Source organism: Uliginosibacterium paludis, assembly GCF_039631355.1.
Taxonomy (GTDB): Bacteria; Pseudomonadota; Gammaproteobacteria; order Burkholderiales; family Rhodocyclaceae; genus Uliginosibacterium; species Uliginosibacterium paludis.
In genome coordinates this window covers 640,083-660,379 of record NZ_JBDIVF010000003.1, presented here as the reverse complement: position 1 = coordinate 660,379, position 20,297 = coordinate 640,083, and the positions used below count along the sequence as shown (strand labels likewise).

General features: G+C 65.1%; 26 protein-coding genes. 4 read left to right on the top strand and 22 right to left on the bottom strand.

Annotation, left to right across the window (positions count from 1 at the left end):
- The first annotated feature begins 2 nt into the window (after nt 1-2).
- The gene (locus ABDB87_RS11920; RefSeq protein ID WP_345927242.1) at nt 3-401 is read left to right on the top strand and encodes a hypothetical protein; all 399 of its coding nucleotides are present in this window, start codon (nt 3-5) and stop codon (nt 399-401) included.
- Between the two features lie 32 nt (nt 402-433).
- Here ABDB87_RS11920 and ABDB87_RS11915 read toward each other — a convergent pair whose 3' ends face one another.
- The 3 genes from ABDB87_RS11915 to ABDB87_RS11905 all read right to left on the bottom strand — a co-directional run bounded on the left by ABDB87_RS11915 (nt 434) and on the right by ABDB87_RS11905 (nt 2,357).
- On the bottom strand, nt 434-940 hold the full coding sequence (locus tag ABDB87_RS11915; protein WP_345927240.1) for a nuclear transport factor 2 family protein: 507 nt from the start codon (nt 938-940) through the stop codon (nt 434-436).
- Nucleotides 940-1,821 carry an alpha/beta hydrolase gene (locus ABDB87_RS11910; RefSeq protein ID WP_345927238.1) on the bottom strand — a complete coding sequence of 294 codons (882 nt, stop codon included), beginning with the start codon at nt 1,819-1,821 and terminating at the stop codon, nt 940-942. The genes ABDB87_RS11915 and ABDB87_RS11910 overlap by 1 nt, the downstream gene beginning before the upstream one ends.
- A gap of 113 nt (nt 1,822-1,934) precedes the next feature.
- Nucleotides 1,935-2,357: a GFA family protein gene (locus ABDB87_RS11905; protein WP_345927236.1), complete on the bottom strand. Its 423-nt coding sequence runs from the start codon at nt 2,355-2,357 to the stop codon at nt 1,935-1,937.
- Nucleotides 2,358-2,633: 276 nt separating this feature from the next.
- On the opposite strand from ABDB87_RS11905, the gene ABDB87_RS11900 reads away from it, so the two are divergent.
- Both ABDB87_RS11900 and ABDB87_RS11895 read left to right on the top strand, forming a co-directional pair.
- A complete protein-coding gene (locus ABDB87_RS11900) occupies nt 2,634-3,521 on the top strand; it encodes a helix-turn-helix domain-containing protein (RefSeq protein ID WP_345927234.1) in 888 nt (295 codons plus the stop codon).
- A 365-nt stretch (nt 3,522-3,886) separates the two neighbouring features.
- Nucleotides 3,887-7,543: a bifunctional diguanylate cyclase/phosphodiesterase gene (locus ABDB87_RS11895; RefSeq protein WP_345927232.1), complete on the top strand. Its 3,657-nt coding sequence runs from the start codon at nt 3,887-3,889 to the stop codon at nt 7,541-7,543.
- 22 nt (nt 7,544-7,565) lie between these two features.
- Here ABDB87_RS11895 and ABDB87_RS11890 read toward each other — a convergent pair whose 3' ends face one another.
- The 19 genes from ABDB87_RS11890 to ABDB87_RS11800 form a co-directional block, all read right to left on the bottom strand.
- Nucleotides 7,566-7,733 carry a hypothetical protein gene (locus tag ABDB87_RS11890; protein ID WP_345927230.1) on the bottom strand — a complete coding sequence of 56 codons (168 nt, stop codon included), beginning with the start codon at nt 7,731-7,733 and terminating at the stop codon, nt 7,566-7,568.
- A gap of 9 nt (nt 7,734-7,742) precedes the next feature.
- Nucleotides 7,743-8,099 carry a hypothetical protein gene (locus tag ABDB87_RS11885; protein WP_345927228.1) on the bottom strand — a complete coding sequence of 119 codons (357 nt, stop codon included), beginning with the start codon at nt 8,097-8,099 and terminating at the stop codon, nt 7,743-7,745.
- A gap of 36 nt (nt 8,100-8,135) precedes the next feature.
- A complete protein-coding gene (locus ABDB87_RS11880) occupies nt 8,136-8,516 on the bottom strand; it encodes a ubiquitin family protein (RefSeq protein WP_345927226.1) in 381 nt (126 codons plus the stop codon).
- A gap of 52 nt (nt 8,517-8,568) precedes the next feature.
- On the bottom strand, nt 8,569-8,811 hold the full coding sequence (locus ABDB87_RS11875) for a hypothetical protein (protein ID WP_345927224.1): 243 nt from the start codon (nt 8,809-8,811) through the stop codon (nt 8,569-8,571).
- Nucleotides 8,812-8,885: 74 nt separating this feature from the next.
- Nucleotides 8,886-9,182 (bottom strand): 2Fe-2S iron-sulfur cluster-binding protein, encoded by a 297-nt coding sequence (locus ABDB87_RS11870; protein WP_345927222.1) that lies wholly within the window; start codon nt 9,180-9,182, stop codon nt 8,886-8,888.
- A 21-nt stretch (nt 9,183-9,203) separates the two neighbouring features.
- Nucleotides 9,204-10,040 carry an SIR2 family NAD-dependent protein deacylase gene (locus ABDB87_RS11865; protein ID WP_345927220.1) on the bottom strand — a complete coding sequence of 279 codons (837 nt, stop codon included), beginning with the start codon at nt 10,038-10,040 and terminating at the stop codon, nt 9,204-9,206.
- A gap of 25 nt (nt 10,041-10,065) precedes the next feature.
- Nucleotides 10,066-11,214 carry a DegT/DnrJ/EryC1/StrS family aminotransferase gene (locus tag ABDB87_RS11860; RefSeq protein WP_345927218.1) on the bottom strand — a complete coding sequence of 383 codons (1,149 nt, stop codon included), beginning with the start codon at nt 11,212-11,214 and terminating at the stop codon, nt 10,066-10,068.
- Nucleotides 11,215-11,241: 27 nt separating this feature from the next.
- Entirely contained in the window at nt 11,242-11,505 is a 264-nt protein-coding gene (locus tag ABDB87_RS11855; protein WP_345927216.1) for a hypothetical protein, read from the bottom strand.
- The gene (gene nifT / locus ABDB87_RS11850; protein ID WP_345927215.1) at nt 11,502-11,717 is read right to left on the bottom strand and encodes a putative nitrogen fixation protein NifT; all 216 of its coding nucleotides are present in this window, start codon (nt 11,715-11,717) and stop codon (nt 11,502-11,504) included. The genes ABDB87_RS11855 and nifT overlap by 4 nt, the downstream gene beginning before the upstream one ends.
- 20 nt (nt 11,718-11,737) lie before the next feature.
- Entirely contained in the window at nt 11,738-12,877 is a 1,140-nt protein-coding gene (locus tag ABDB87_RS11845) for a cysteine desulfurase family protein (protein WP_345927213.1), read from the bottom strand.
- Entirely contained in the window at nt 12,874-13,233 is a 360-nt protein-coding gene (locus tag ABDB87_RS11840) for a DUF3024 domain-containing protein (RefSeq protein ID WP_345927211.1), read from the bottom strand. The genes ABDB87_RS11845 and ABDB87_RS11840 overlap by 4 nt, the downstream gene beginning before the upstream one ends.
- 14 nt (nt 13,234-13,247) lie before the next feature.
- Entirely contained in the window at nt 13,248-13,505 is a 258-nt protein-coding gene (locus tag ABDB87_RS11835; RefSeq protein WP_345927209.1) for a nitrogen fixation protein NifZ, read from the bottom strand.
- Nucleotides 13,489-13,905, bottom strand: a complete 417-nt coding sequence (locus ABDB87_RS11830) for a nitrogen fixation protein NifZ (RefSeq protein ID WP_345927207.1) — start codon at nt 13,903-13,905, stop codon at nt 13,489-13,491. Before ABDB87_RS11830 ends, ABDB87_RS11835 begins: the two co-directional genes overlap by 17 nt.
- Complete coding sequence (locus tag ABDB87_RS11825; protein WP_345927205.1) at nt 13,898-14,701, bottom strand: 4Fe4S-binding leucine-rich repeat protein; 804 nt, start codon at nt 14,699-14,701, stop codon at nt 13,898-13,900. Before ABDB87_RS11825 ends, ABDB87_RS11830 begins: the two co-directional genes overlap by 8 nt.
- Nucleotides 14,698-15,282 (bottom strand): tetratricopeptide repeat protein, encoded by a 585-nt coding sequence (locus ABDB87_RS11820; protein WP_345927203.1) that lies wholly within the window; start codon nt 15,280-15,282, stop codon nt 14,698-14,700. Before ABDB87_RS11820 ends, ABDB87_RS11825 begins: the two co-directional genes overlap by 4 nt.
- A 27-nt stretch (nt 15,283-15,309) precedes the next feature.
- Nucleotides 15,310-15,714 carry a HesB/IscA family protein gene (locus ABDB87_RS11815; protein ID WP_345927201.1) on the bottom strand — a complete coding sequence of 135 codons (405 nt, stop codon included), beginning with the start codon at nt 15,712-15,714 and terminating at the stop codon, nt 15,310-15,312.
- A gap of 7 nt (nt 15,715-15,721) precedes the next feature.
- The gene (locus ABDB87_RS11810; protein WP_345927199.1) at nt 15,722-15,925 is read right to left on the bottom strand and encodes a YfhL family 4Fe-4S dicluster ferredoxin; all 204 of its coding nucleotides are present in this window, start codon (nt 15,923-15,925) and stop codon (nt 15,722-15,724) included.
- An 82-nt stretch (nt 15,926-16,007) separates the two neighbouring features.
- The gene (nifB, locus tag ABDB87_RS11805) at nt 16,008-17,588 is read right to left on the bottom strand and encodes a nitrogenase cofactor biosynthesis protein NifB (RefSeq protein WP_345927197.1); all 1,581 of its coding nucleotides are present in this window, start codon (nt 17,586-17,588) and stop codon (nt 16,008-16,010) included.
- Nucleotides 17,589-17,957: 369 nt separating this feature from the next.
- Entirely contained in the window at nt 17,958-19,544 is a 1,587-nt protein-coding gene (locus ABDB87_RS11800; protein ID WP_345927195.1) for a flavin monoamine oxidase family protein, read from the bottom strand.
- Between the two features lie 306 nt (nt 19,545-19,850).
- Here ABDB87_RS11800 and ABDB87_RS11795 point away from each other — a divergent pair, with 306 nt between their 5' ends.
- Entirely contained in the window at nt 19,851-20,285 is a 435-nt protein-coding gene (locus tag ABDB87_RS11795) for an Ohr family peroxiredoxin (protein WP_345927193.1), read from the top strand.
- The last annotated feature ends 12 nt before the right edge of the window (nt 20,286-20,297 follow it).

The window sequence follows — 20,297 nt, the reverse complement described above, 5'->3', positions numbered from 1 at the left end:
AAATGAGTCTGATCGATCATCAGGACGGTCTCCTGGTCTATGACTACGCGCGCTTTGCACGGGCCAAGGACTTCGCCTTCAGGATGTGGTGTGAGCTGGCGAAAGAGCGCAGCCTGCTGCCGCCGGAAGATCTTTCCGGTGCCTGCAAGTACGGCTCCCAGTTCGTGCGGCAGGTCTTTGGCGGTGTCATCGAGGGACACTTCGAGCATCAGTACAACCGCATAGACGGGCGCCTGATCGACCTGGGTCATGACGCACGGGACGTGGGCCGGATGCGTCAGCCCTACCAGCATGAGGCGACCTACTTCGACATTCCGGAACAGCAGGCCCGGCTGCAGGCCTGCATGCCTCGCGTGATGCGCTGGACGGAAGCCTTCATGCGTGAGCTGGGCCAGGGCTGATCGGGCGCCCCGCGTACTGATCCGGTGCGGATTCAGCGTGCGGCTGATTCAGCAGATCGTCGCCTGCTCACGTTTGCCGTCGCGGCAGCCAAAACCTCGCGGCTGCCCAGTTCTCCGTCCAGCGACAGGGTCAGGGCGGTGATCTCCCAGCATGCAATGTTCCAGCGAACGCTGGTCCGGCGCAGTTCGAAGCTGTAGCGGCCGGTAAGCTGCCAGTAGTGCGCGCCCACGAAGTGATCGGCCTGCAGGGCGGCTTCGCAACGGGCAGTATCGGCAGTGAGTGTCAGATCTGAAATGTCGATGTCATGGAGAGTGAGATCGAAGCCGGGCAGCAGGCTTGCCCAGTTTCCGATCAGTGCTTCACGAGAGAGCTGTACTGCGGGGGCGCCGAGCGCGCTGTAGTCGAGCCGGACTTCCGGCGCGAACAGTGTGCCCAGCTGATCGAACAGTCCGTTGTCGGCAAAGGCGCCGAAATCCCGGACGAGTTTGCGCAGGCTGATTTCATCAGCATTCGCTTTGGAGCCTTGTTGGTGAGCCATTACATCGCCTCCTTTCCACGGAGCAGGCCATGGCGGATGAAGTGCGCCCGCACAAGCTGGCAGCCCTGGGCGACCACATCCGGCCGGTCGTAGAAATCGAACTGGCTGATGCCCTCCAGCCAGTGCTGGGTGACCCGTTTTCCGAGTCGTTCGGCAAAGCGCCGCGCCCCCTTCGGGATGGCGGCGGCGTCCGAATGGATGAGGCAGACAGGCGTCTTCAGAGCCCCCGCCGCGGCGATGCCGTCGAAGCCCAGCCAGAGCGGCCAGGAGCGCAGCGCAAAGCGATTGTCCCAGGCCGCGATCAGGCCCCGTGAGGGTTCGGTGTAGTAGGGCACCTGATACATCAGGGCCTCGGCATTGCTGGCGCTGGCTGCCTCGATCACCACGTCAGCCTTGTCACAGCCGAGCACCTCGAGCTGCTTCACGCCTTCTGCGCCGCCATAAACCTCCAGCAGGATGTCGTGGTCATGCAGCCACGGCGCGACCAGTGCGATGGCCCGCGGCACATCGCTGCGCGCAGCAGCGTGAGCCATGTAGCCCGCGGAAGCGCAGAGTGCCAGTCCGCCGATTCGATCGCGGTCGATGCCGGGCTGCTGCGCGAGCCAGTCGAATGCAGCCATGAGATCTTCGATCTTGCTTTCCGGCGCTTCGGTGTAACGCGGCGCTCCACCGGTTTCACCCCAGCCGCGAAAGTCGAAAACCAGAGCCGCCAGGCCGCTCGACACCAGCGCGCGAGCCCATGTCATCGGCATCTGCTCCTTCACGCTGGTCCAGGAACCTGTCACCACAATGGCAGGCCAGGGGCCGGGGCCTTCGGGATGCAGCAGGCGGCCGGCGAGCAAAGCGCCCGGTGCGGGCAGTGAAACACTGAGGATCTGCATGAGGGTCTCCCGGATGTAGCGACTTCAGGCTGAGGCGGTCTTGCGGGGAGGGGCTGGCGTGCAGTGCGAGTGCTTGTAGCGCTGCGACAGATGCCAGGCCTGATTGCTCAGGGTCAGGCGCCGGGCGTTCGTGGCGGCAGGGTGTCGAACTTCAGGGCCTCGTCCGGAATGTGATCCCACACGGCCGCCTGGCTGACGAAGATCTCCACGCCGGACTGATACTGACGCGTGTCATCCAGAGTGCCGGCCCGCACCGAAATCAGGCCGGGCATGAGCTCTGCCAGGGCGAAGAGCTGCGAACCGCAGACCGGACAGAAGCCTCGCCTGACCGGCAGGCCGCTGCCGCCGGTGCTCTGGTAGTAACGAACCTCTCCGCGGATGCTCAGCGCCCCTTGCGGCACGAAGAACACCGGCGCATAGGCGCTGCCGGAGCTGCGCTGGCAATCGCGACAATGGCAGTTTCCGCTTATCACCGGCGCCGCGCTGGTGCTGTATTTCACTGCGCCGCAGAGGCAGGCTCCTGTCAGCATGGGCATGACGTTCTCCGTTTCTTCAAGTGTGGCGAAAGGATCCGGGCATCGGTGTGCCCCGACAGGTGCCGGGCATCGGCCGCTGCCGGCCGCGAGGCATCGCCCTTGCTGTCCGGCGGCCGCGTTCGCCGGGCATTTCCGGCTGCGATTCCGGACCGCTTCGAGCAGCAGGCCTCCTCGCACCCGGACTATGCCAAACGGGCCGGAAGGGGCGCTTCCACAATCAGCCGGCGATGTACATAATCGTCCGGCTGTTTGCTGCGGTCTGCCGGAGGTCTTGCGATGAAGTTCAACCCGGGGAAAGGCTTCCAGTTCGATATCGGCCCGCTGCCGGACTTCGTCGTGCCGCATGGACGCACGCAGGTTCTGGGGACCGACAACTTCATGGTTGGCCGCTGGCGCATGGGCAGCAATCCTGAAGGGCACTCCAATCCCGGCCTCAACCATCACCTGATTGCCGTCTGCCTTGCCGAGCGGGGCGCGGTGTTCGAACTCGAAACCGATCGCCGCTACATCGGCCAGATGCGCTTTGGCGACCTGAGCCTGCTGCCCGCTCAGGTACCGAGTCGGAACCGGTGGACGGGGCCCAGCAATACCCTGTCGCTGCACCTGCCGGTTTCGCTTTGGGAGGAGATCGCGGACCGGCACGGGCTGCGGCCTGAACTGCTCAGGCCCGGCATGCCCGGCACGGATGCCGCCATCAGCCGGATCTCGCTCATGCTGGCCGAAGAGCTCGAGCGTCCCTTCCGCAATGTAATGTTCTGCGAGTCCCTGGCCCTGGCAGCTTTTGCCAAGCTTGCCGAGCGCCTGGCCGGGCAGGGCACGGGTCGGCGCGAGGTACTGGCCGACTGGCGCCTGCGTCGTGTGGCCGATTACATCGAAGAGAACCTAGGCGCAGCGCTCAGCATTGCAGAGATGGCGGCGCTGGCCGGTCTGTCGCGCTCCCATTTCAGCCAGGCCTTTCGTGACGCCTTCGGCATGGCGCCGCATCAGTTCGTGATGGTCCGGCGCATCGAGCATGCCAAGCGCCGCCTGCGGATGGACCGTGAGAGCGTGACCGAGATTGCAGGCAGCCTCGGCTTCGCCTCTCACGCCCATTTCTCGGGCGTCTTCCGGCGCATGACCGGTTTCAGTCCGGGCGAGTGGCGGCGCGGCGCTGAGCGTCCCTGAGCTCACCGGAACGACTGGCCGGAAGCTGCCCGCAAGCGCACTTAGGGGATTCTCCGTATTCGCGCGCCACCGATGAATGCCGGAAAGCCGTCGTAGACGGGCGTGCCCTGAGGATGCCTGTCGACTTCGCGAGTCCGCTGTGCGGGTCGGGCATGCCTTTCCGTCTCCGTGCAGCCCGGCCTGGCAGCGTCAGGTTCCTGCCCGGGTGATCGAGCTCGATTGTCGCCTGATGCCGCCAGGCCGTGTCGTGCTAGATCCGGATCACGCCCCGGGGCATCCGGTTGCCCGGGGCGTGGCTCGCCATCTCGAGAACACTCGTCGCAAGGGACCGGGTCGTGAGAAACGCAGCACGCACGAAAAAGCATTTGACCGACGCTGCCAGCCCTTCTTCGCCGGCTGGCGCGCAGGGCTGCACAGCGCTTCCTGCCACGCGTGCGCTTCGGCGCGGTGGTGAGCGCAAGCCCCGCGTTCCATCGTCCGACGATCTGGCCGAGCTCCTTCAGGGGCTGCCCCAGCCGATGCTGCGGGTCAGCGCATCGATGCATGTCACACCGCTCAATGCCGCCTGCGAACAGATCCTGAAGGGCGCCTTGCTCGCCGAAGGCTGGGCCTTCGATGATCTGCCCTGGCGCTTCGATGCGACGGAGCTTGCGCCTCGCGTGCAGACCGCCATTCACCTCGGCAAGGGCTTCAGCCAGGAACTTGCGGGCGAGGATGGACGCTGGCTGCGACTGGTGGTGACGCCGCGTCGCATGCCAGACGCCGAGCGCTCCAGCGCCCTGATGGTGTTTGAAGACCTTACTGCCATGCGACGCATCGAGCGCGAACTGCAGGACTACCAGACGCGCTACGCGTCCCTGTTCGAGTTCTCGCCCGATGGCTTCGTGGTGCTCGATCCGGAAGCGGGTCTCGTGCTGGAGTGCAATGGCGCAGCCGAGCGGATGCTGGGCGTGGCGGGCGAGCAGGTCGTCGGCCGTTCGCTGTTCGACCTGCTGCCGCCAGAACAGGCCGAGGGTCGCAACACCCGGGCCGTCGCACGGCAGCACATGCGGGAGGCGCTGGAGAAAGGCTCGCATCACTTCGAATGGGTGCGGCGGCGCCCGGACGGTACGGACCTCTGGACGGATGTCATGGCTTCCGTCGTCCATCGCGGCGGTCGCCGCTTGCTGCTGGCAACCTGGCGGGATATCTGCGAGCGCAAGCAGATGGAAGCGCAACTGCTCGAGAACCGCAAACATCTCATGCTCGCCACGCAGGCGGCCGAGCTCGGCGTCTGGGTGCGCGACCTCGCAACGAACCGCCTGCAGTTCGACGAGCGCCAGCACGAGATCTACCAGTCTCCGGAGGCCGTCCGGCGCAGCGGAGCCGATTACGACTTCTGGCGCAGCCGCGTGCATCCCGACGACATCGAAGCGGTCGAGGCGACGCTTCGCAATGCAGTCCTGACGGCCCACAACGTCTCGACGCAATTCCGCATCCTCTGGCCGGACGGCAGCGTGCGGCATATCCAGTCGGCCGCTATCGTGGTACGTGACGACAATGGCCTGCCCGTCCGCCTGGTCGGGGTGAACCGGGATTTGACCGAACAGGTCGAAGCCGCCGAGGCGCTGCGCGAGAACGAGCGGCGTTTCCGCCAGGTCGCTGAATCACTGCCACAGCTGGTGTGGACCTGCGCGCCGGATGGCCCCTGCGACTATCTGAGCCCGCAATGGGTGCGCTACACCGGTGTCGCCGAAAGCCTGCAGCTGGGCTTTGGCTGGCTCGAACAGATTCATCCGGAAGACCGGCAGCGCACCATCGATCACTGGAACGCGACGGCAGCCCGGGGCGCCGACTTCATGATCGAGTTCCGCATCCGGCGTCACGATGGTGTCTATCGCTGGTTCCGTACCCTGGCGCTGCCCATGCGGGACGTGCGTGACCGGATCGTGAAATGGTTCGGCAGCAACACCGACATCGAAGACATCAAGCTCGCGCAGGCAATGCAGCAGGAGGTCGAGGCCCGGCTGGATCGCATGATCGATCTGATGCCGGAAGCCGTGCTGCTGGTCGACGAGTCGGGCCGGATCGAGAAGGTGAATCAGCGCGCCGAGGAGATTTTCCGCTATGCGCGCAGCGAGCTCCTGGGGCAATCCATCGAAGTACTGGTTCCGCTCGGCCGGCGGGAAGCGCATCGCGAGATGCGGGCGCAGTTCATCCGCACGACCACGCCGCGCCAGATGGGCGTGGGTCGTGAGCTGCATGCACGGCGTCGCGATGGCAGCGAGTTTCCGGTCGAAGCCGGGCTTGCGCCCTTCCAGGAGGGAGACCGCCGCTATGTGATCGTATCGGTCGCGGACTGCACCGTGCGCATCCAGGCCGAGGAGGAACTCCGCCTGGCCGCCAATGTGTTCGACAACACCCTCGACGGCATCCTGATTGCACTGCCGGACCTGACCATCACCAAGGTCAATCCGGCCTTCGAGCAGATCCTTGGCTACAGCCGCGAGGAGATCCGCGGCCGGGCACTGAAGGACCTGCAGTCGGACCGGCATGATGCGGCCTTCTTCGACGAGATGCGCGACACCCTGCGCCAGACCGGCAGCTGGCAGGGCGAAATCTGGCAGCGTCGCAAGGACGGACGCGTCGTGCCGCTGTGGATCAACATTTCCTCGATGCGCGACGATGCGGGCCGACTGGACCGCTACATCGCCACGCTCTACGACATCACCGAGCAGAAAGTCTCGCAGGAGCGGATCAACTATCTGGCGCACTATGACGTGCTGACCGACATTCCGAACCGCACCCTGTTTGCCGACCGCCTCCGGCATGCCGTTCAGAACGCTGCACGGGGTCCGCATCGCCTGGCGCTGATTTTCATCGACATCGACAACTTCAAGCAGGTCAATGACACCCTGGGCCATACCGCTGGGGATGCGCTGCTGTGCATCGTGGCCGAGCGGATCAAGGCCTCCACGCGTCAGAGCGATACCGTGGGCCGCCTGGGCGGCGACGAGTTCCTCGTGCTGATCGAAAACGTCGAGCAGCAGCTGGGGTTCATGCAGGTCGCACAGAAAATCCTCGAAGCTCTTTCCACGCCAATGAACGTGGGCTTCGGTGATTTCTGCATCTCGGCCAGCATGGGGATTGCCTGCTATCCCGAGGACGGGCAGGACGCCGGCAGCCTGCTCAAGAATGCCGATCTGGCGATGTACCGCGCCAAGGCTTCGGGCAAGAACCAGATTCATTTCTATGACGCCGAAATGTCGGCCTCGCTGGTCGAGCGCATGGCCCTGCAGACCGAGCTGCATCAGGCGCTCGATGCGGGGGCGTTGCAGCTTCACTACCAGCCGGTGGTGGATGTGAAGACGCGCCGCTGTGCCGGTGTCGAGGCGCTGGTGCGCTGGCATCATGAAATCCGCGGCTGGGTGCCGCCGGCCAAGTTCATCCCCGCTGCTGAAGAGAGCGCCCTCATCCACCCGCTGGGGGCCTGGGTGCTGCGCACGGCCTGCCTGCAGATGAAGCGCTGGCAGGATGCCGGCATCGCGCTGTCCTTCATGGCGGTGAATGTTTCCGGCAAACAGATCATGCAGGCCGATTTCGTGGCGCTGGCGCAGCAGATCCTGTTCGAGACCGGCTGTGATCCCGCGCTCATCACGCTCGAGCTCACCGAGAGCTTCGTGATGCATGAAAGCCGTGAAGCCATCCAGCGGCTCGAGCGGCTGCGCACGCTCGGCTTCGGCATCGCGATCGACGACTTCGGCACCGGCTATTCGTCGCTGGCCTATCTCAAGCGTCTGCCGGTCAGCAAGCTCAAGCTCGACCGCTCCTTCGTGTGTGACATTCCGGGCGACAACAACGATGCGGCCATCGCGCGGGCGGTGCTCAAGCTCGGTGAGTCCGTGGGGCTGGATGTGGTGGCCGAGGGCGTCGAGACCGAGGCCCAGCACCGTTTCCTGCTCGATGAAGGCTGCCGCTTCAGTCAGGGCTATCTGTACTCCAGACCGGTCGACGCCGAAAGCGTGCGCAGGCTGCTGGACTGAAGGCGCCGGGCGCGTGTGCCATTCAGTCGGGCGTCATATCCGGATGAAAGATCAGCTCGTCCGGCAGTCCCCCTTCATTCCGGATCAGGCTGAGCCCGCCGAGGGGTGAATAGCCGGCGTCGCCCTCGAGCAGCACGCTGGCCTCGGCCGGATACTCCTTGAGCAGGGCGATCAGCTGGCCAAGCTTCATCGCAGGTGCCTACATTTCTTCCAGCAGCTCGCTCACACGCTGCCCGAGTGCTGCGGCCTGAACCGGCGCGCCGCCACCGATGCTGACGGTGGCATCCGTGAGCGTCTGCAGCGCGCGGGCGAGCATCAGCGCGGCACACTGCTCGCGCGGGTCGCCCGACCAGCGCAGGGTCAGGCCTTCATCGTCCCGTGCGACCGAAAAGCCGGCATCCTCGCCATCGAGCACGCAGCCCTGAAAACCGCTCGCGTCCGCCAGATCGAGGCCCTCGAGATCGAGCTGGTAGCCCAATGACTTGAGACCCGCCTGCACCGCGCCCGATGCAGGAAGCTGCCCGGCAGGCAGCAGGATTCGGCAGGAGCGGGACATCGGGCAATTTCCTTTCTTCAGGCGCTTGCGCGAGGCTCAGGGCGTGGCGAAAACGAACAGCTCGGGCTGGTTGTGGCGGTAGGTCCGCAACCACATCAGGGTGGCCGGCACCAGCGAAAGCACCGCAAACCAGAGTGCTTCGTCGGCCGCCTCGCGAGCGCCGGCAAGCTGTTTCGCAGTGCTGCGCCAGCCATCGAAACCGAGCTCCGGCATGGCCTCATGCAGGCTGGCCGGCAGCTGGCCGATGCTGTCTGCCATCAGCTGAAGCAGGCGCACGGCCTCGCCGCGGGTGAGGCGCGAGCGCAGGAATTCCTCGCGCTCCAGCCCCTCGGTCAGGATCAGGATGGAGCTGCCGGCCTCCTCGATGTTGGCCAGGGTGGCGGCATTGAAGAGGGCGTTCGTTCGGATGTTCGCCATGCAGGCTTCTCCGGTGTGTTCGGGCGATGGTCTGCTGACCATCGCCGCGGGCTCAGGCACCGATGCGGTTGACGAAGTTGAGCGGGCCTTCCTTCTGGTTGATGGCGCCGCACTTGACGCACTTCCAGTTCACATCGAAAGCCTGTTCCGAACAGTTGTCGACATAGGTCTGGCGGCAACCGGTGGTGGCACAGGCCGTGCAGCGGTACAGCTGTCCGTTGCATTTGGCGGCCTGGCCGCCCTTGCGATAGCCGGTGCACAACTGGCGATCGGCCTTGATTGCGTCGTAACTCATGATGGGTGCTCTCTGTTGGGGATCTTTTGTTTTCAGTACGCGGGCCGGAGGCGTTGCCGCCCCGGCGCTGCGGCTCAGACGAAGGACAGGATCTCGACCGTGACGGCCTCTTCGCCCATCCTGGCCTGGCAGGCCAGACGAGACTTGGAGCTCACGCCGACGATGCCGTCGAGCATCGCGTGTTCGGTGCGCTCGGCCTTGGACAAGGTCTTGCGGCCTTCGAGGATGAAGACATGGCTGGACTCGCAACCACCCTGGCCGCCACAGGTGCAGGCGAGCGTCTCGCCGGAGGCGGTGATGGCGGAGATCAGCGAGGTTCCCGGGCTGACTTCGGTCGTCTTTCCGGAGGGCATGATGGTCAGTACGGACATTGCTTTGGACTCCTGTCTGGTTCAAGCGGGCTGAAGTTCGGCCGGGCGCGTTGTCAGCTGCTCAACGAATTCGGCCAGTGAAACGGGAATGCGGGTGATGTGCTGCTCTGCGATGAAGAGCTTTTCCATGCGCGTGAGTTCTTCCGGCATGACGGCCCAGTGCTGACCAGAGGAGCGCTTCATGATCTGGCGCGCGAAACTGCGCGAAAGCTGGTCGTTGAAACGGCAGCCGAGGAAGAGGAAATTCTTGCCGGCGCGCAGCGCCTGGACTTCGGCGGGGATCGGCGTCTGGATGTCGATCTCGGTGAGCACCTCAACATAGTCGGAGTCCGACACGAGGTAGTTGGCCGCTGGCGAAGCGCTGCCGATCGGCTTGTAGAGCAGGGTGTCCCACTCCGGCGCGCGCTCGGGCACGGCATTGCCGTTGCCGTCGTACCAGCCGGTCCAGGTACCGAAGTGCTCGGACTGCGACAGGCCCTGCACCTCGCCCCACTTCGCGCCTGTCTCATGCAGGGCGGCCGACATGGCTTCGTCATACCAGGTATCCACGATCAGCGGCAGCTTCTGGCTTGCCAGCCACAGATGCAGACCGGAGGGGACCGGTGCAGGCAGGAAGGCCGCGTTCATCTGATCGACCAGCGTCTTGCGGTGCTTGAAGTTCTCGATGAACTGCGCGGCCTGCGTGAGCCGGTTCCTGATCTTGTGCGGCACAGTCACCTTGGCGGTGAGCAGGGCCACCAGCGCTTCAGGAGAGGCCGGCACCTGGTACTCCGGCACCAGCGACAGCACGTCCGGGCCGAGGTAGGGAACGAGACTGCCTGCGCGCAGGCTGGCAAGGAGGTCGGGCGGGAGGGTCATGATCGTATCCTCTGGATCGGTGTCTTCAGTAGATCGGCACGCCTGCGCCGACGTTGGTGGCTGCATCCTTGAGCGTGCCGACGATGAAGCGCACTTCGTCTTCGCTGATGAAGCCGTGGAAGGGCAGGGCCAGCGAGCGGTCCGCGATGCGTTCGCAATTGGGCAGTTGCCCCTTGCCGTAGCCATAGCTGGCGTAATGGAAGTGCTGGTAGAGCGGCCGGCTGTAGGCCGCCACCTCGATCGCCTCGTCATCGAGATCCTCGATCAGCTGGGCGCGCGCGCTGGCAGTGAAGCGCTTGCCCAGATGCACGATGTAGAGCATCCAGTGCACTTCGGTAACGCCCTCCGCGATGTAGGGCGGCTTGATGCCTTCGAAGGTCTGCATGACGGCGTGATAGAAGGTCTCGACCACCTTGCGCCGGGCCAGGATCTCGTAGATGCGTTCCATCTGCGCGATGCCGATGGCCGCAGACACATCGCTCATGCAGCTTTGCAGCGGCACGCGGCTGCCCACCGAGACCGACATGCGGTCGGAGAGTGAATGTGCGCGCAGATAGCGGAGCTCTGAGGCGAGACTGGCGTCGTCGGTCAGCACCATGCCGCCTTCGCCACAGGAGACCGCGAGCGGCTGAGAGAGGTCGAAGATCGACAGGTCACCGAAGCTGCCGACGAGGTCGTCGTAGTAACGCGAGCCGATTGCTTCGGAGGAGTCCTCGATGAGCGCAATGCCATGGGCATTGGCAAGCTCGCGGAATTCGCGCCAGGCGGCCGGATGCCCGTTGCAGTTGCCGACCAGGATGGCGCGCGTTCTGGCCGTGATCTTCTCTGCGGCCTTGGTAGGCGAGAGGCAGCCCGACCAGTAATCGATATCGGCCAGGACCGGTGTGGCCCCCACATGGGCAATCGCGTGCGCCAGGTGGTGCCAGCTGTAGGCACTGGCGATCACTTCGTCGCCCGGGCCGATGCCCAGTGCGCGCAGCGAGAGCCAGGCGCCTGCCATGCCGCTGGACACCGCCACCGCATACTTGCGTTCGTGAAAGTCCGCGAAGACCGCTTCGAAGGCCTCGACCATCAAGCCGTTCGAGAGCCGGCCTGACTGCAGCGCATGCTGCACGAGCTGCTCTTCGCGCCCGGCCACATCCGCTATCGATATCGGGATCCAGTCGCTTTCCATGATCGTCTCCTGTGTCGGCAATCCGCTTCAGTTCTGGGTCAGCACGATGCCTGCGGCCTGGGCCGGATCACGGGTTACCGACCAGCAGTGACCATCGCTTTCCATCAGGTAGAGGTTGCGTTCGCCGATGCGCAGCGCGGGCTCTTCACCGCGCATGTCAAACGCATCGATGGCGGACACGCGCAGGCCGGGCAGGGTGTCACGCACGGCGCTGACCGCCTCGCGCACGCTGCCGGCCGAGAGCGTGAGGCGGGCCACATGGGTCAGTTGCTCGGCGGTGATGGCCATCATTCGTCTCCCGACATGCGCCGGGCTTCGACGGTGATCGGCAGACGGGTGTCGGCAGCCATTTCGGGCAGGGCCATTTCCCAGCCATTGCCGAGCGTGACCATGCCGCCCCACATCTCCGGGCGCTCCATCGACACGATGGGCTCCTCCAGGTCTTTCTTCGGCACATAGAGCGAGAGTTCGCCTTTGCCATTCCTGCGGATCATGACTTTCATCGCTGCGGCTCCTTGAGGTGTCATCCGACCGATGCAGCCGAGCGGAGCGATTCGCTCATCGTCTGCAGGAGGTCGGCAAGTCGGGAAAGCTGTTCCGCGTCCGTATCGCTGCCCAGCGAGATCCGGATGGCGCCCAGGGCCTGCGAGGCTTCGATGCCCATCGCAAGCAGCACATGGGAAGGGTTCGAACCGCCGGACGAGCAGGCCGCACCCGAGGAGGCGCAGATGCCTTCGCGCTCGAGCGTGCCCAGGAGCCGGTCTGCCGAGAGCCCGTCGATGCGCAGGCTGATGGTGTTGGGCAGTCGGGCGGCGCCGGCGCCGTGGATCACGCAAGCAGGGATCGCACGCAGGCGGGCTTCGAAGGCTTCACGCAGCCGGGTCTGGCGTTCGGCTTCGTCATGCAGCGTGGCCATGGCATGGCGTGCGGCTGCCGCGAAGCCGGCGATGCCGGGCAGGTTCTCGGTGCCGCCGCGCCGGCCGCGCTCCTGCTGCCCGGAGAACATCACCGGCCAGGTGAGCCCCTTGCGGATCAGCAGTGCGCCAATGCCTTTCGGCCCGTGCAGCTTGTGGGCCGAGAGCGAGAGCAGATCGGCCCCGCAGCCGGCGAAGCTGAAAGGCAGCTTGCCTGCGATCTGTGTCGCATCCACATGCATCGGAATGCCACGGCTGTGCACCAGCGCGCAGATCTCGGCGACCGGTTGCAGCACACCCGTCTCGTTGTTGGCGGCCATCACCGAGACGAGCGCGGCGTCGTGCTCCAGGGCGGCGCGCAGGCTTTCGATCTTCACCCGTCCTTCGGTATCCACATCGAGCAGCACGACCTCGACGCCGTCCTGACGCAGGCGCAGGGCAGACTTCAGAAAGCCCGCGTGCTCCACCGCCGAGAGAATGATCCGGCGCGGCATGTCCGGCCGCATCAGGGCGCCGTGCAGGACATGATGATTGGATTCGGTGGCGCCACTGGTGAAGACCACTTCGACCGGCTGCGCACCGATGAAGGCCGAGATTTCGGCGCGCGCGGCAGCGAGCAGGGTTTTCGCGTCCTGACCCTTCGGATGTTTCGACGAAGGATTGCCCCAGCCGCATTCGAGCGCATGCTGCATCGCCGCGATTACTTCCGGCAGCGGACGGGTGGTGGCGTTGTTGTCGAGATAGATCATGGCCAGAACACCCTTTCCTCATCGGCGCAAAGCAGTTCGAGCAGCGTGGCCAGGCGCGGGTCACTCGCCCGGAGCTCCCACTCGCTGCGCCCGGCATTGCGGGCGTGGAGATGCCAGATCTCGTGACGGCAGGTCAGCCAGGCGATGTCGATGACGCCGCCATCCGGATCCACGTTGCGCGAGCAGCAGGGGCTGGTGATCAGCCAGCCTTCTTCGGTTGTCGTGACGGCGGGCTTCACATAGCGATAGCGCTTGCGATCGTGAAGGGCGCGTTCGATCCGCCGGCGCGTGAGCTCCCGCTCACTGACGACGGCGCTGACACGCAGGGGAGAATCGCTTCGGACCCGGACGGCCATGATGCGTCTCGCGCTCAGACGGGCGCGATTTCCTCTTCGAAAACACCGACCACACAGGGGCCGCTGCCCAGCGAGAGACCGCCGAACTCGACCATGTAGATCGGCAGGTTGGCCTCTTCATGATGACCTACCTGCACGATCTCGCCGGGCGTGCCGGGGGGGACCAGCAGCGCGTCGTCTTCCACTTCCGGATAGCTGCCGTCATTGAAGATCTCGACCTGTGAGGCCACACGCTGGCCCCACTGGAATTTCGGCTCACGCAACTCGAACATGATCAGGCTCCTTTTCGGACTGGACTGAGAGGGGCTGCGCGACGGCATCGCTCTGGTCTCCCGGGCGGATTTCGCGCAGGCGTTCGAGCTTTTCCGGCCCGAGCGCTTCGATGACATGCGGCGGCAGCTTGTCGAGCGAGACCAGCTCACGCCCGCGCATGCCGACGCGATTGCCGGTGTCGAGAAACTCGACTGCGTAGATGTAGTACTGCTGCAGGAAGTTGCCGATACTCGTGACGAAGCCGATGTCGCCCTTGTGCGCGAGCACTTCGCCGATGTCCTTGCCGCAGTAGGTGCCGTCATTGCGGATCGTGTAGCGAGTCACGACACGCTCGCCGTAACTGAACTCCGGCGGTGCAGTGAGTTCTACGGTGTCGCTGTCGCGGCTGATGTCACCCATGGCAGACTCCTTCGCTGATGCCTTCGTCATGACGGAGAGACGCCAGCCGTTCGCATGCGGCCAAGCGCACCTCTTCCTCGTCGTCCTGGCTGGCCATGCGCCCGGCCAGCGCGGCGCTGGCGCGCTGGGCAGTCTCCCAGCGGATCGCCCAATCCGGGTCATGTGCCATGCGCTCGAGCATGGCTTCGGGCAGACGGCGGGCCACTTCGCGCCGCACCGCGGTTTCGCGGTCGTCGCACATGCGCAGCAGCTCCGGCATCTCCAGCCGTTTTGCCGCTTCCATGCGCACTTCCCATTCGCTGTCACCGATCATTCGCGGCAGCAAGGCCAGCGGCAGGCGGCGGGCGACGAGCTTGCGCACGTAGTAGTCCTCGTCGTCTGCCATCGCGAGCAGATCGCTGCCTTCGAGCCGCATCGCGACGCGGATGCGCACTTCGCGATGCGGGTCGCGGCGCAGACGAACGACCTGGGCCAGCGGCAGGCGAACGGCCACCGACAGGCGCACGGTCTCGTCCTCATCGCGGATGAGCGGCGGCAGACGGAATACATCCGCACGGCGGCAGGCAATCGCACGCACCTCGAAATACGGATGATCGAGATAGTCGTTGCTCTGGTCCGGGTTCCAGCGGAAGAAGCGGTCGATGCGCCTGGCATAGCGGTCATGCACGCAGGCGTGGCCGCGCTCGCAGCGCGCATCGGTGCGGCGTACCTCGCAGTCCGAGCAATCGATAGCCCGGCCTTCCCAGTCGACGATCGGGATGTCGGGTTCATCGGCGGGCCAGTCGCGCTCGATCATGGCTTGGCTCCACGCGGCAGGCTGGCCGCCGGCTCGTCGCCACAGTCCTCGTAGTCGGCGTCTTCCCGGCCGATGCGGGCAATCACCTCCGCGAGCACCGCATGACCGACACGGTTCTGCGGATCCAGCTCGGCAAGTTTCTGCACCACTGCGCGGCCCAGGTCGATCTCGCCCAGCCGCAGCGACAGATAGGCGAAGCCCTTGAGGCTGAAAAGGTAGAAGCGGGGCAGGGCTTCGAGCGCAGTAAAGCGCGGGCCCGGGCGAACATCGCTCCAGTCCTGCGGAATGCCCAGCGCGCTGCTCGCCATCGCGAGCGCCAGCATCGCGATCTCGCGGGCCTCGGCCAGGCGGTTGCCATAGAAGTGGAAACGATAGAGCGCGATCAGCGTGGCCGGGTGCTTCGGCGCCAGCTGCCAGGCGGCTTCGAGCAGGGTCTGCGCTTCGCGCACCTGATTGCGGATCAGGCCGGCGCGGGCGATCAGCCGCTCGGCTTCGACAGGCAGGCCATGCCCGAGCACGGCGGCATCCATGCCGTCCAGGTCCGGGGCGTCCTGTTCTGTGCTGCCGATGCCTGGGTTCATGGCCGTGGCTCCGTTCCTTGAGTGGGCTCAGCTGCGGCGGATCGAATCGATCGACACCGTGGCGTAGGCCGGCGCGTTGCCATGTGCGTGGCCGTGGGCGTGATCGCCCGGGCCACTGCTGCTGCAGGCGCACGGTGCCTGGTTCGGGTTGATGAAGGTCAGGCCGCTCTTGGTAGGCGTGTCGGTGAAATCAATCGTCACGCCTTCGAGCAGCAGGCGCGAGGCTGAAGTGAAGAACATCTTCAGGCCACCCACCTCGACGATGGAATCCCCGGCAAGCGGCGCCGCTTCAACCGTGAATTCGGCATTCAGCCCGGAGCAGCCACCTTCGGTGACATGCAGGCGAAAGCCGGCACCCGCAGGCTGGCCGGAGAAGCGGACCATGCGGGAGATGAACTTGTTTGCAGCGGGTGTGAGCGTGACGTTGGTCATGATGGCCTCAGGCGGTTACCAGTGGAACGATGCACTCGTCGATCGGGCAGACGGCCACGCATTGCGGCGTGTCGAAATGCCCTTCGCATTCGGTGCAGAGATCGGGATCGATCACGAAGAGGTTCTTCACTTCGCTGATCGCGTCATTGGGACACTCGGGTTCGCAGGCGGAACAGCCGGTGCATTGGTTGGCAACGATTTTCAAGGACATTGGGGGCGCTCCTTCTCTCGTCTGTATCCGGTAGGTCCGCCCTCCTGCCGCGCTGTCACGCGGCAGGAGGGCAGGTGAGTCTTCAGGCGGCCGCGGTATAGGCGCCCTGGCGGATCGAGGCATCGCCGCGCTCGATGTGCACCGTCTCGCCGGCCGCGATGCGCGCGCGGTAATCGGCGAACCACGACAGCGCCGCCTTTTCGATGAACTCATCGACATAGCCATCGACCGGTTCGATGCCCGCACCCTTGAGTTCGTCACGCGGACAGGCGCCGATCTTGGCCACCAGCACGGCATGGCAATCGTTGATGGCGCGCACCACCGAAGGCAGTTGCTCATCGTCACCGAACCCGCCCTGGCAATACTGGTCGACCCGGCGGTGACCGACGAAAAGCGCTTCCTTCGCCGACACCTCGAAGACCTGGAATTCGGTGACATGGCCGAAGTGCTCATTGACCCGGCCGCCGCCCTTGGTGGCGACCGCGACCAGCACCTTCATGCCATCGTCAATATCGGCGCTGCTGCCGGTGGTGGCGGCCAGGGCTTCGAGCTTGGCTGCGTGCTGAGCCTGGCGCTCGGTCTCGACCTTGTCCTGATAGCTGCGGCGACGGTCGAAGTCATAGACGACTTCCATTTCCTCGATCTTGTCGAGGGTGAATTCGGAGCTGCGGTCCTCGCCGAGCAGGCCGACGGCGTCCGCCCGGCACTGGCGGCAGTGGCGCATCAGATTGGCGCCGCCCATGCAGGCGTCCTGAACGGCCTTGAGCTCCTGCGCGGTGGGGCCACGCTGGCCGTTAAGGCCAAAGTATGTGCCGTGTTCCGGCTCCGAGATCAGCGGCATGATGTTGTGCAGGAAGGCGCCGCGTGCCTTGACAGCCTTGTTCACCTCGATCATGTGTTCGTCATTGACGCCGGGAATCAGCACCGAGTTGATCTTGGTGAGCACGCCGCGGGCGGTCAGCATCTCAAGACCCAGCATCTGGCGCTCATGCAGGATGCGCGCGGCTTCCACGCCGGTCACCCGCTTGTGATCCCAGAAGATCCACGGGTAGATCTTGGCGCCGATTTCCGGGTCGACCATGTTGATGGTGATCGTCACATGGTCGATGTTGTACTTGCAGATCTCGTCGACCATGTCGGGCAGGGCCAGACCGTTGGTGGAGAGGCAGAGCTTGATGTCCGGCGCCTGCTCCTGGAGCATGCGGAAGGTCTCGAAGGTTTTCTTCGGGCTGGCGAGCGAGTCGCCGGGGCCGGCGATGCCCAGCACCGTCATCTGCGGAATCTCGCTGGCCACGGCCAGCACTTTCTTCACCGCCTGCTCGGGCGTGAGCTTCTGGCTGACGACACCGGGGCGCGATTCATTCGAGCAGTCGTACTTGCGATTGCAGTAGTTGCACTGGATGTTGCAGGCCGGTGCCACGGCCACATGCATGCGGGCGTAATGATGATGGGCTTCTTCGGAGTAACAGGGGTGGTTCTTCACCTTGTCCCAGATTTCCTGCGGCATGTCGTCCGGGCCGCCGGAGGAGCCGCAGCTTGCCTTGCCTTCGCCACCATGCGTGCCACACCCTCCGCCGGTGGCCGGCAGGTCGTGTGCATCGGCCAGGGCTTTGCCGCTGGCTTTCAGGTCTGCGATATTGATGTAGCTCGCTGTGCTCTGCATGACGTACTCCTTGAAAACCCGGGAGACCCTGATCTGCTGGCTGCTTCGTCCTGCTGCGCGAGAGCCTGTCCGGCCTCGGCTGCGCCACACCTTTGTCAGAGCCTCCCGGCTGCTGTGTCGGGGTGGGTACAGGCTAGATAGCCAGATCCGTGCCACGGCCTGTTTTCCTTGCTGCGCAAGGCTTTGTACGTTTTGTCCGGCGTCGTGCCAGCAGACAAAGCTTCCGGCATTGCGACAAAGGGAACATGCCTTTGCGTGCATGCGTCCGTTTTGGCAACTTCGGTCTGATGCGCTCGCCTGGCCTGGGGAAAAAAAAGGGCGCGCCCCCTCAGACGCGCCCGAATCCACCAAAGGCGGAAGAAAACGGTCTCAGTCCGGAATCGCGACCTGTTCCATGCGTTCGAGCAACTGCTCGTTGAGCGCCAGGGCGAACTCGCGCCACTGCGCCGCGAGGTCACGCCGGATCGCCTGCAGATAGGCCTGATTGAGTTTCTGTTCGGCCGGGAAATTCGAAATCGCGCAGGAGCTCGCGTTGTGCTGCTGCACGTCGCGCAACAGGTCGTTCGTGAAGCCGCTGAAGGCCGCGAGCAGTGCCGGGGTGAGACTGACCCGGCCATGCTCGACGCGCGCTTCGCCGAGCTGCAGCGGCAGGCCCTGCAGGCATTCGAGCGCAGCGGCATAGGCGTGTGCCGCCACCTCGATCAGCACGATCTGCGTCATATCCTCGCTCTGCTGCGAGCTGAGCGCACGCTTGATGCCCGTGACATATCTTTCGATCGCGTTGGTGCGCAGCAGCGACACGCTGCGATGAAAGCGCTCGAGGCAGGCGCGGTTCTCGCGCAGGTCAGCCCGCTCGGAACGCAGGGGATCCGTCGCGCGGGCAGAGAGCTCACGCGCAATGCGCTCAGCGGCATCCAGCGCGCCCTCGAGGTAACCGGCCGACTGCGCGGCGGTTTCACTGCCACCGAGAAAGAGCCGGCCGCTCCAGTGCGCACTCGCCAGTTCCGGGATGCCATCCTGCGGATGGGCGCTGGCGACCACGAGATCGAGCTCGGTGCAGGTGAAGGGCTCTGCGGCCCAGTCACGGACGAAGAGTTCGCCCTGCGCTGCGGCAGGGCCGAAGAGCTGGGCATACTGGCTGTGGATCATCAGATCATGCACCTTGCAGAAAGCGGTGCGCACGGTGGCCGGCAGCGCGGAGAGGCCACCCAGTGCCGCAGGCGTTCCGTGCTCGCCGCTGGCATCGAAGATCTCGCCCAGCACCGCCTGGGCATGCGTCACGAAGGCATTGCCCGAGAGCCCGGAGGCCCGCCAGAACGCGACCGGAAAACGGCTGATCGATTTGCACTGCGCAGCCATCCAGGTCGGCGTGGCACGCAGGATTTCCAGCAGCGGATCGGATAGCGCAGGCTCGAAGACGATCCTGCTGGCGACGAGACGCGGCGGAAGAGCAAGCACGACATGACGTGCGTCGAGTGTGAGCGGCACGCCATCCTGCAGGCATTCAAGCTGGACATGATCTCCACGGTCGATGAGCCGGGTGAGCTCGACCCGGAGCCGGATGCGCCCTGCCGGCAAACGCCCGGCGAGTGCGTCGATCAGCATGCCCATGCCGCCGTGGAGGCGGCGCGCCTCGATATGCACGCTGCTTTGCGGCAGCGGCTCGGGGCTGCCGTCACCTTTAGGCAGATGGAGGATGGTGCCGGTGTCATGCTGCGGAAAGCTCCTGAGCCCGAGCTCTTCAACCAGACGGGCCATGCGCGGCTGCGTGCCGGGCCAGAACCAGCTCGGCCCGAGGTCGGCTGCCACCTCGCGCTCGCTGCCGGGGACGGTCTCGACACGTCCGCCGAGGCGGTCACGGGCCTCGATCAGCAGATAGTCCTGACCGGTGGACTGGAGCTTGCCCGCGAGATGAAGACCGCAGACGCCACCACCGACGATGATCGTATCGAGCATGTTCGACTCCCCGCAATGAGAAGGTATCGTCGCTCTCACGCAAGCTTGGTGCCAGCCCGGCGAGGGGCCGCAGCAGGCGGCCTTTGCCGCAGCGAGGTCGCGTGCGCTGCGTCACTTTTGTCACTTTCGGCTGTCACTTTCGCGCCGCCATGCCTGCCATGGCAGGCGCCGGAATGAGGCCAGCGGGCCTGCACGCTGCATGCCGGGCGGATCCTGCGTGCTTGCGTACGGCTCTTGCTAGTAAGCCCGCAGGGCAGGTCGCGCAGGGCGCGCTGTCCGCCCCCCGACCCGATCACAGGAGCCGTCATGGATCTCATCTACAAGACCCGCGTATTCAGCCAGGGTGGCCGCAATGGCCGCGTGCAGAGCGAAGACGGCCGTTTGAAGGTCGATCTCGCCCAGCCTGCGGAGCTGGGCGGCACGAAGCCCGGGGCGAATCCCGAGCAGCTCTTCGCTGCGGCCTACGCGGCCTGCTTCGAGAACTCGGTGCGCCACATCATCCGCGCGGACCGCCTGCCGGTAAAAGGCTGCATGGTGGAGGCCGAGGTCTCGCTCTACAAGAATTTCGAGGATGCCTACCGCCTCTCCCTGTCCTTCGCGACCATCCTGCACGGCATCGACCAGGTCACGGCGGACTCGCTGGTCGAGCGCGCGTTGAAGGTCTGCCCCTATACCGATGCGACGAAGAACAATGTGAGTGTCAAGGCCGTTGCCATCCTCGAAGCGCCTGCCGAAGCCTGAGTGATGACGATC

Excerpts from the sequence above, each read along its gene's own strand:
- ABDB87_RS11920 (WP_345927242.1), top strand. The coding sequence starts at position 3 with ATGAGTCTGATCGATCATCAGGACGGTCTCCTGGTCTATGACTACGCG.
- ABDB87_RS11915 (WP_345927240.1), bottom strand. The coding sequence starts at position 940 with ATGGCTCACCAACAAGGCTCCAAAGCGAATGCTGATGAAATCAGCCTG.
- ABDB87_RS11910 (WP_345927238.1), bottom strand. The coding sequence starts at position 1,821 with ATGCAGATCCTCAGTGTTTCACTGCCCGCACCGGGCGCTTTGCTCGCC.
- ABDB87_RS11905 (WP_345927236.1), bottom strand. The coding sequence starts at position 2,357 with ATGCCCATGCTGACAGGAGCCTGCCTCTGCGGCGCAGTGAAATACAGC.
- ABDB87_RS11900 (WP_345927234.1), top strand. The coding sequence starts at position 2,634 with ATGAAGTTCAACCCGGGGAAAGGCTTCCAGTTCGATATCGGCCCGCTG.
- ABDB87_RS11890 (WP_345927230.1), bottom strand. The coding sequence starts at position 7,733 with ATGAAGCTTGGCCAGCTGATCGCCCTGCTCAAGGAGTATCCGGCCGAG.
- ABDB87_RS11885 (WP_345927228.1), bottom strand. The coding sequence starts at position 8,099 with ATGTCCCGCTCCTGCCGAATCCTGCTGCCTGCCGGGCAGCTTCCTGCA.
- ABDB87_RS11880 (WP_345927226.1), bottom strand. The coding sequence starts at position 8,516 with ATGGCGAACATCCGAACGAACGCCCTCTTCAATGCCGCCACCCTGGCC.
- ABDB87_RS11875 (WP_345927224.1), bottom strand. The coding sequence starts at position 8,811 with ATGAGTTACGACGCAATCAAGGCCGATCGCCAGTTGTGCACCGGCTAT.
- ABDB87_RS11870 (WP_345927222.1), bottom strand. The coding sequence starts at position 9,182 with ATGTCCGTACTGACCATCATGCCCTCCGGAAAGACGACCGAAGTCAGC.
- ABDB87_RS11865 (WP_345927220.1), bottom strand. The coding sequence starts at position 10,040 with ATGACCCTCCCGCCCGACCTCCTTGCCAGCCTGCGCGCAGGCAGTCTC.
- ABDB87_RS11860 (WP_345927218.1), bottom strand. The coding sequence starts at position 11,214 with ATGGAAAGCGACTGGATCCCGATATCGATAGCGGATGTGGCCGGGCGC.
- ABDB87_RS11855 (WP_345927216.1), bottom strand. The coding sequence starts at position 11,505 with ATGATGGCCATCACCGCCGAGCAACTGACCCATGTGGCCCGCCTCACG.
- nifT (WP_345927215.1), bottom strand. The coding sequence starts at position 11,717 with ATGAAAGTCATGATCCGCAGGAATGGCAAAGGCGAACTCTCGCTCTAT.
- ABDB87_RS11845 (WP_345927213.1), bottom strand. The coding sequence starts at position 12,877 with ATGATCTATCTCGACAACAACGCCACCACCCGTCCGCTGCCGGAAGTA.
- ABDB87_RS11840 (WP_345927211.1), bottom strand. The coding sequence starts at position 13,233 with ATGGCCGTCCGGGTCCGAAGCGATTCTCCCCTGCGTGTCAGCGCCGTC.
- ABDB87_RS11835 (WP_345927209.1), bottom strand. The coding sequence starts at position 13,505 with ATGTTCGAGTTGCGTGAGCCGAAATTCCAGTGGGGCCAGCGTGTGGCC.
- ABDB87_RS11830 (WP_345927207.1), bottom strand. The coding sequence starts at position 13,905 with ATGGGTGACATCAGCCGCGACAGCGACACCGTAGAACTCACTGCACCG.
- ABDB87_RS11825 (WP_345927205.1), bottom strand. The coding sequence starts at position 14,701 with ATGATCGAGCGCGACTGGCCCGCCGATGAACCCGACATCCCGATCGTC.
- ABDB87_RS11820 (WP_345927203.1), bottom strand. The coding sequence starts at position 15,282 with ATGAACCCAGGCATCGGCAGCACAGAACAGGACGCCCCGGACCTGGAC.
- ABDB87_RS11815 (WP_345927201.1), bottom strand. The coding sequence starts at position 15,714 with ATGACCAACGTCACGCTCACACCCGCTGCAAACAAGTTCATCTCCCGC.
- ABDB87_RS11810 (WP_345927199.1), bottom strand. The coding sequence starts at position 15,925 with ATGTCCTTGAAAATCGTTGCCAACCAATGCACCGGCTGTTCCGCCTGC.
- nifB (WP_345927197.1), bottom strand. The coding sequence starts at position 17,588 with ATGCAGAGCACAGCGAGCTACATCAATATCGCAGACCTGAAAGCCAGC.
- ABDB87_RS11800 (WP_345927195.1), bottom strand. The coding sequence starts at position 19,544 with ATGCTCGATACGATCATCGTCGGTGGTGGCGTCTGCGGTCTTCATCTC.
- ABDB87_RS11795 (WP_345927193.1), top strand. The coding sequence starts at position 19,851 with ATGGATCTCATCTACAAGACCCGCGTATTCAGCCAGGGTGGCCGCAAT.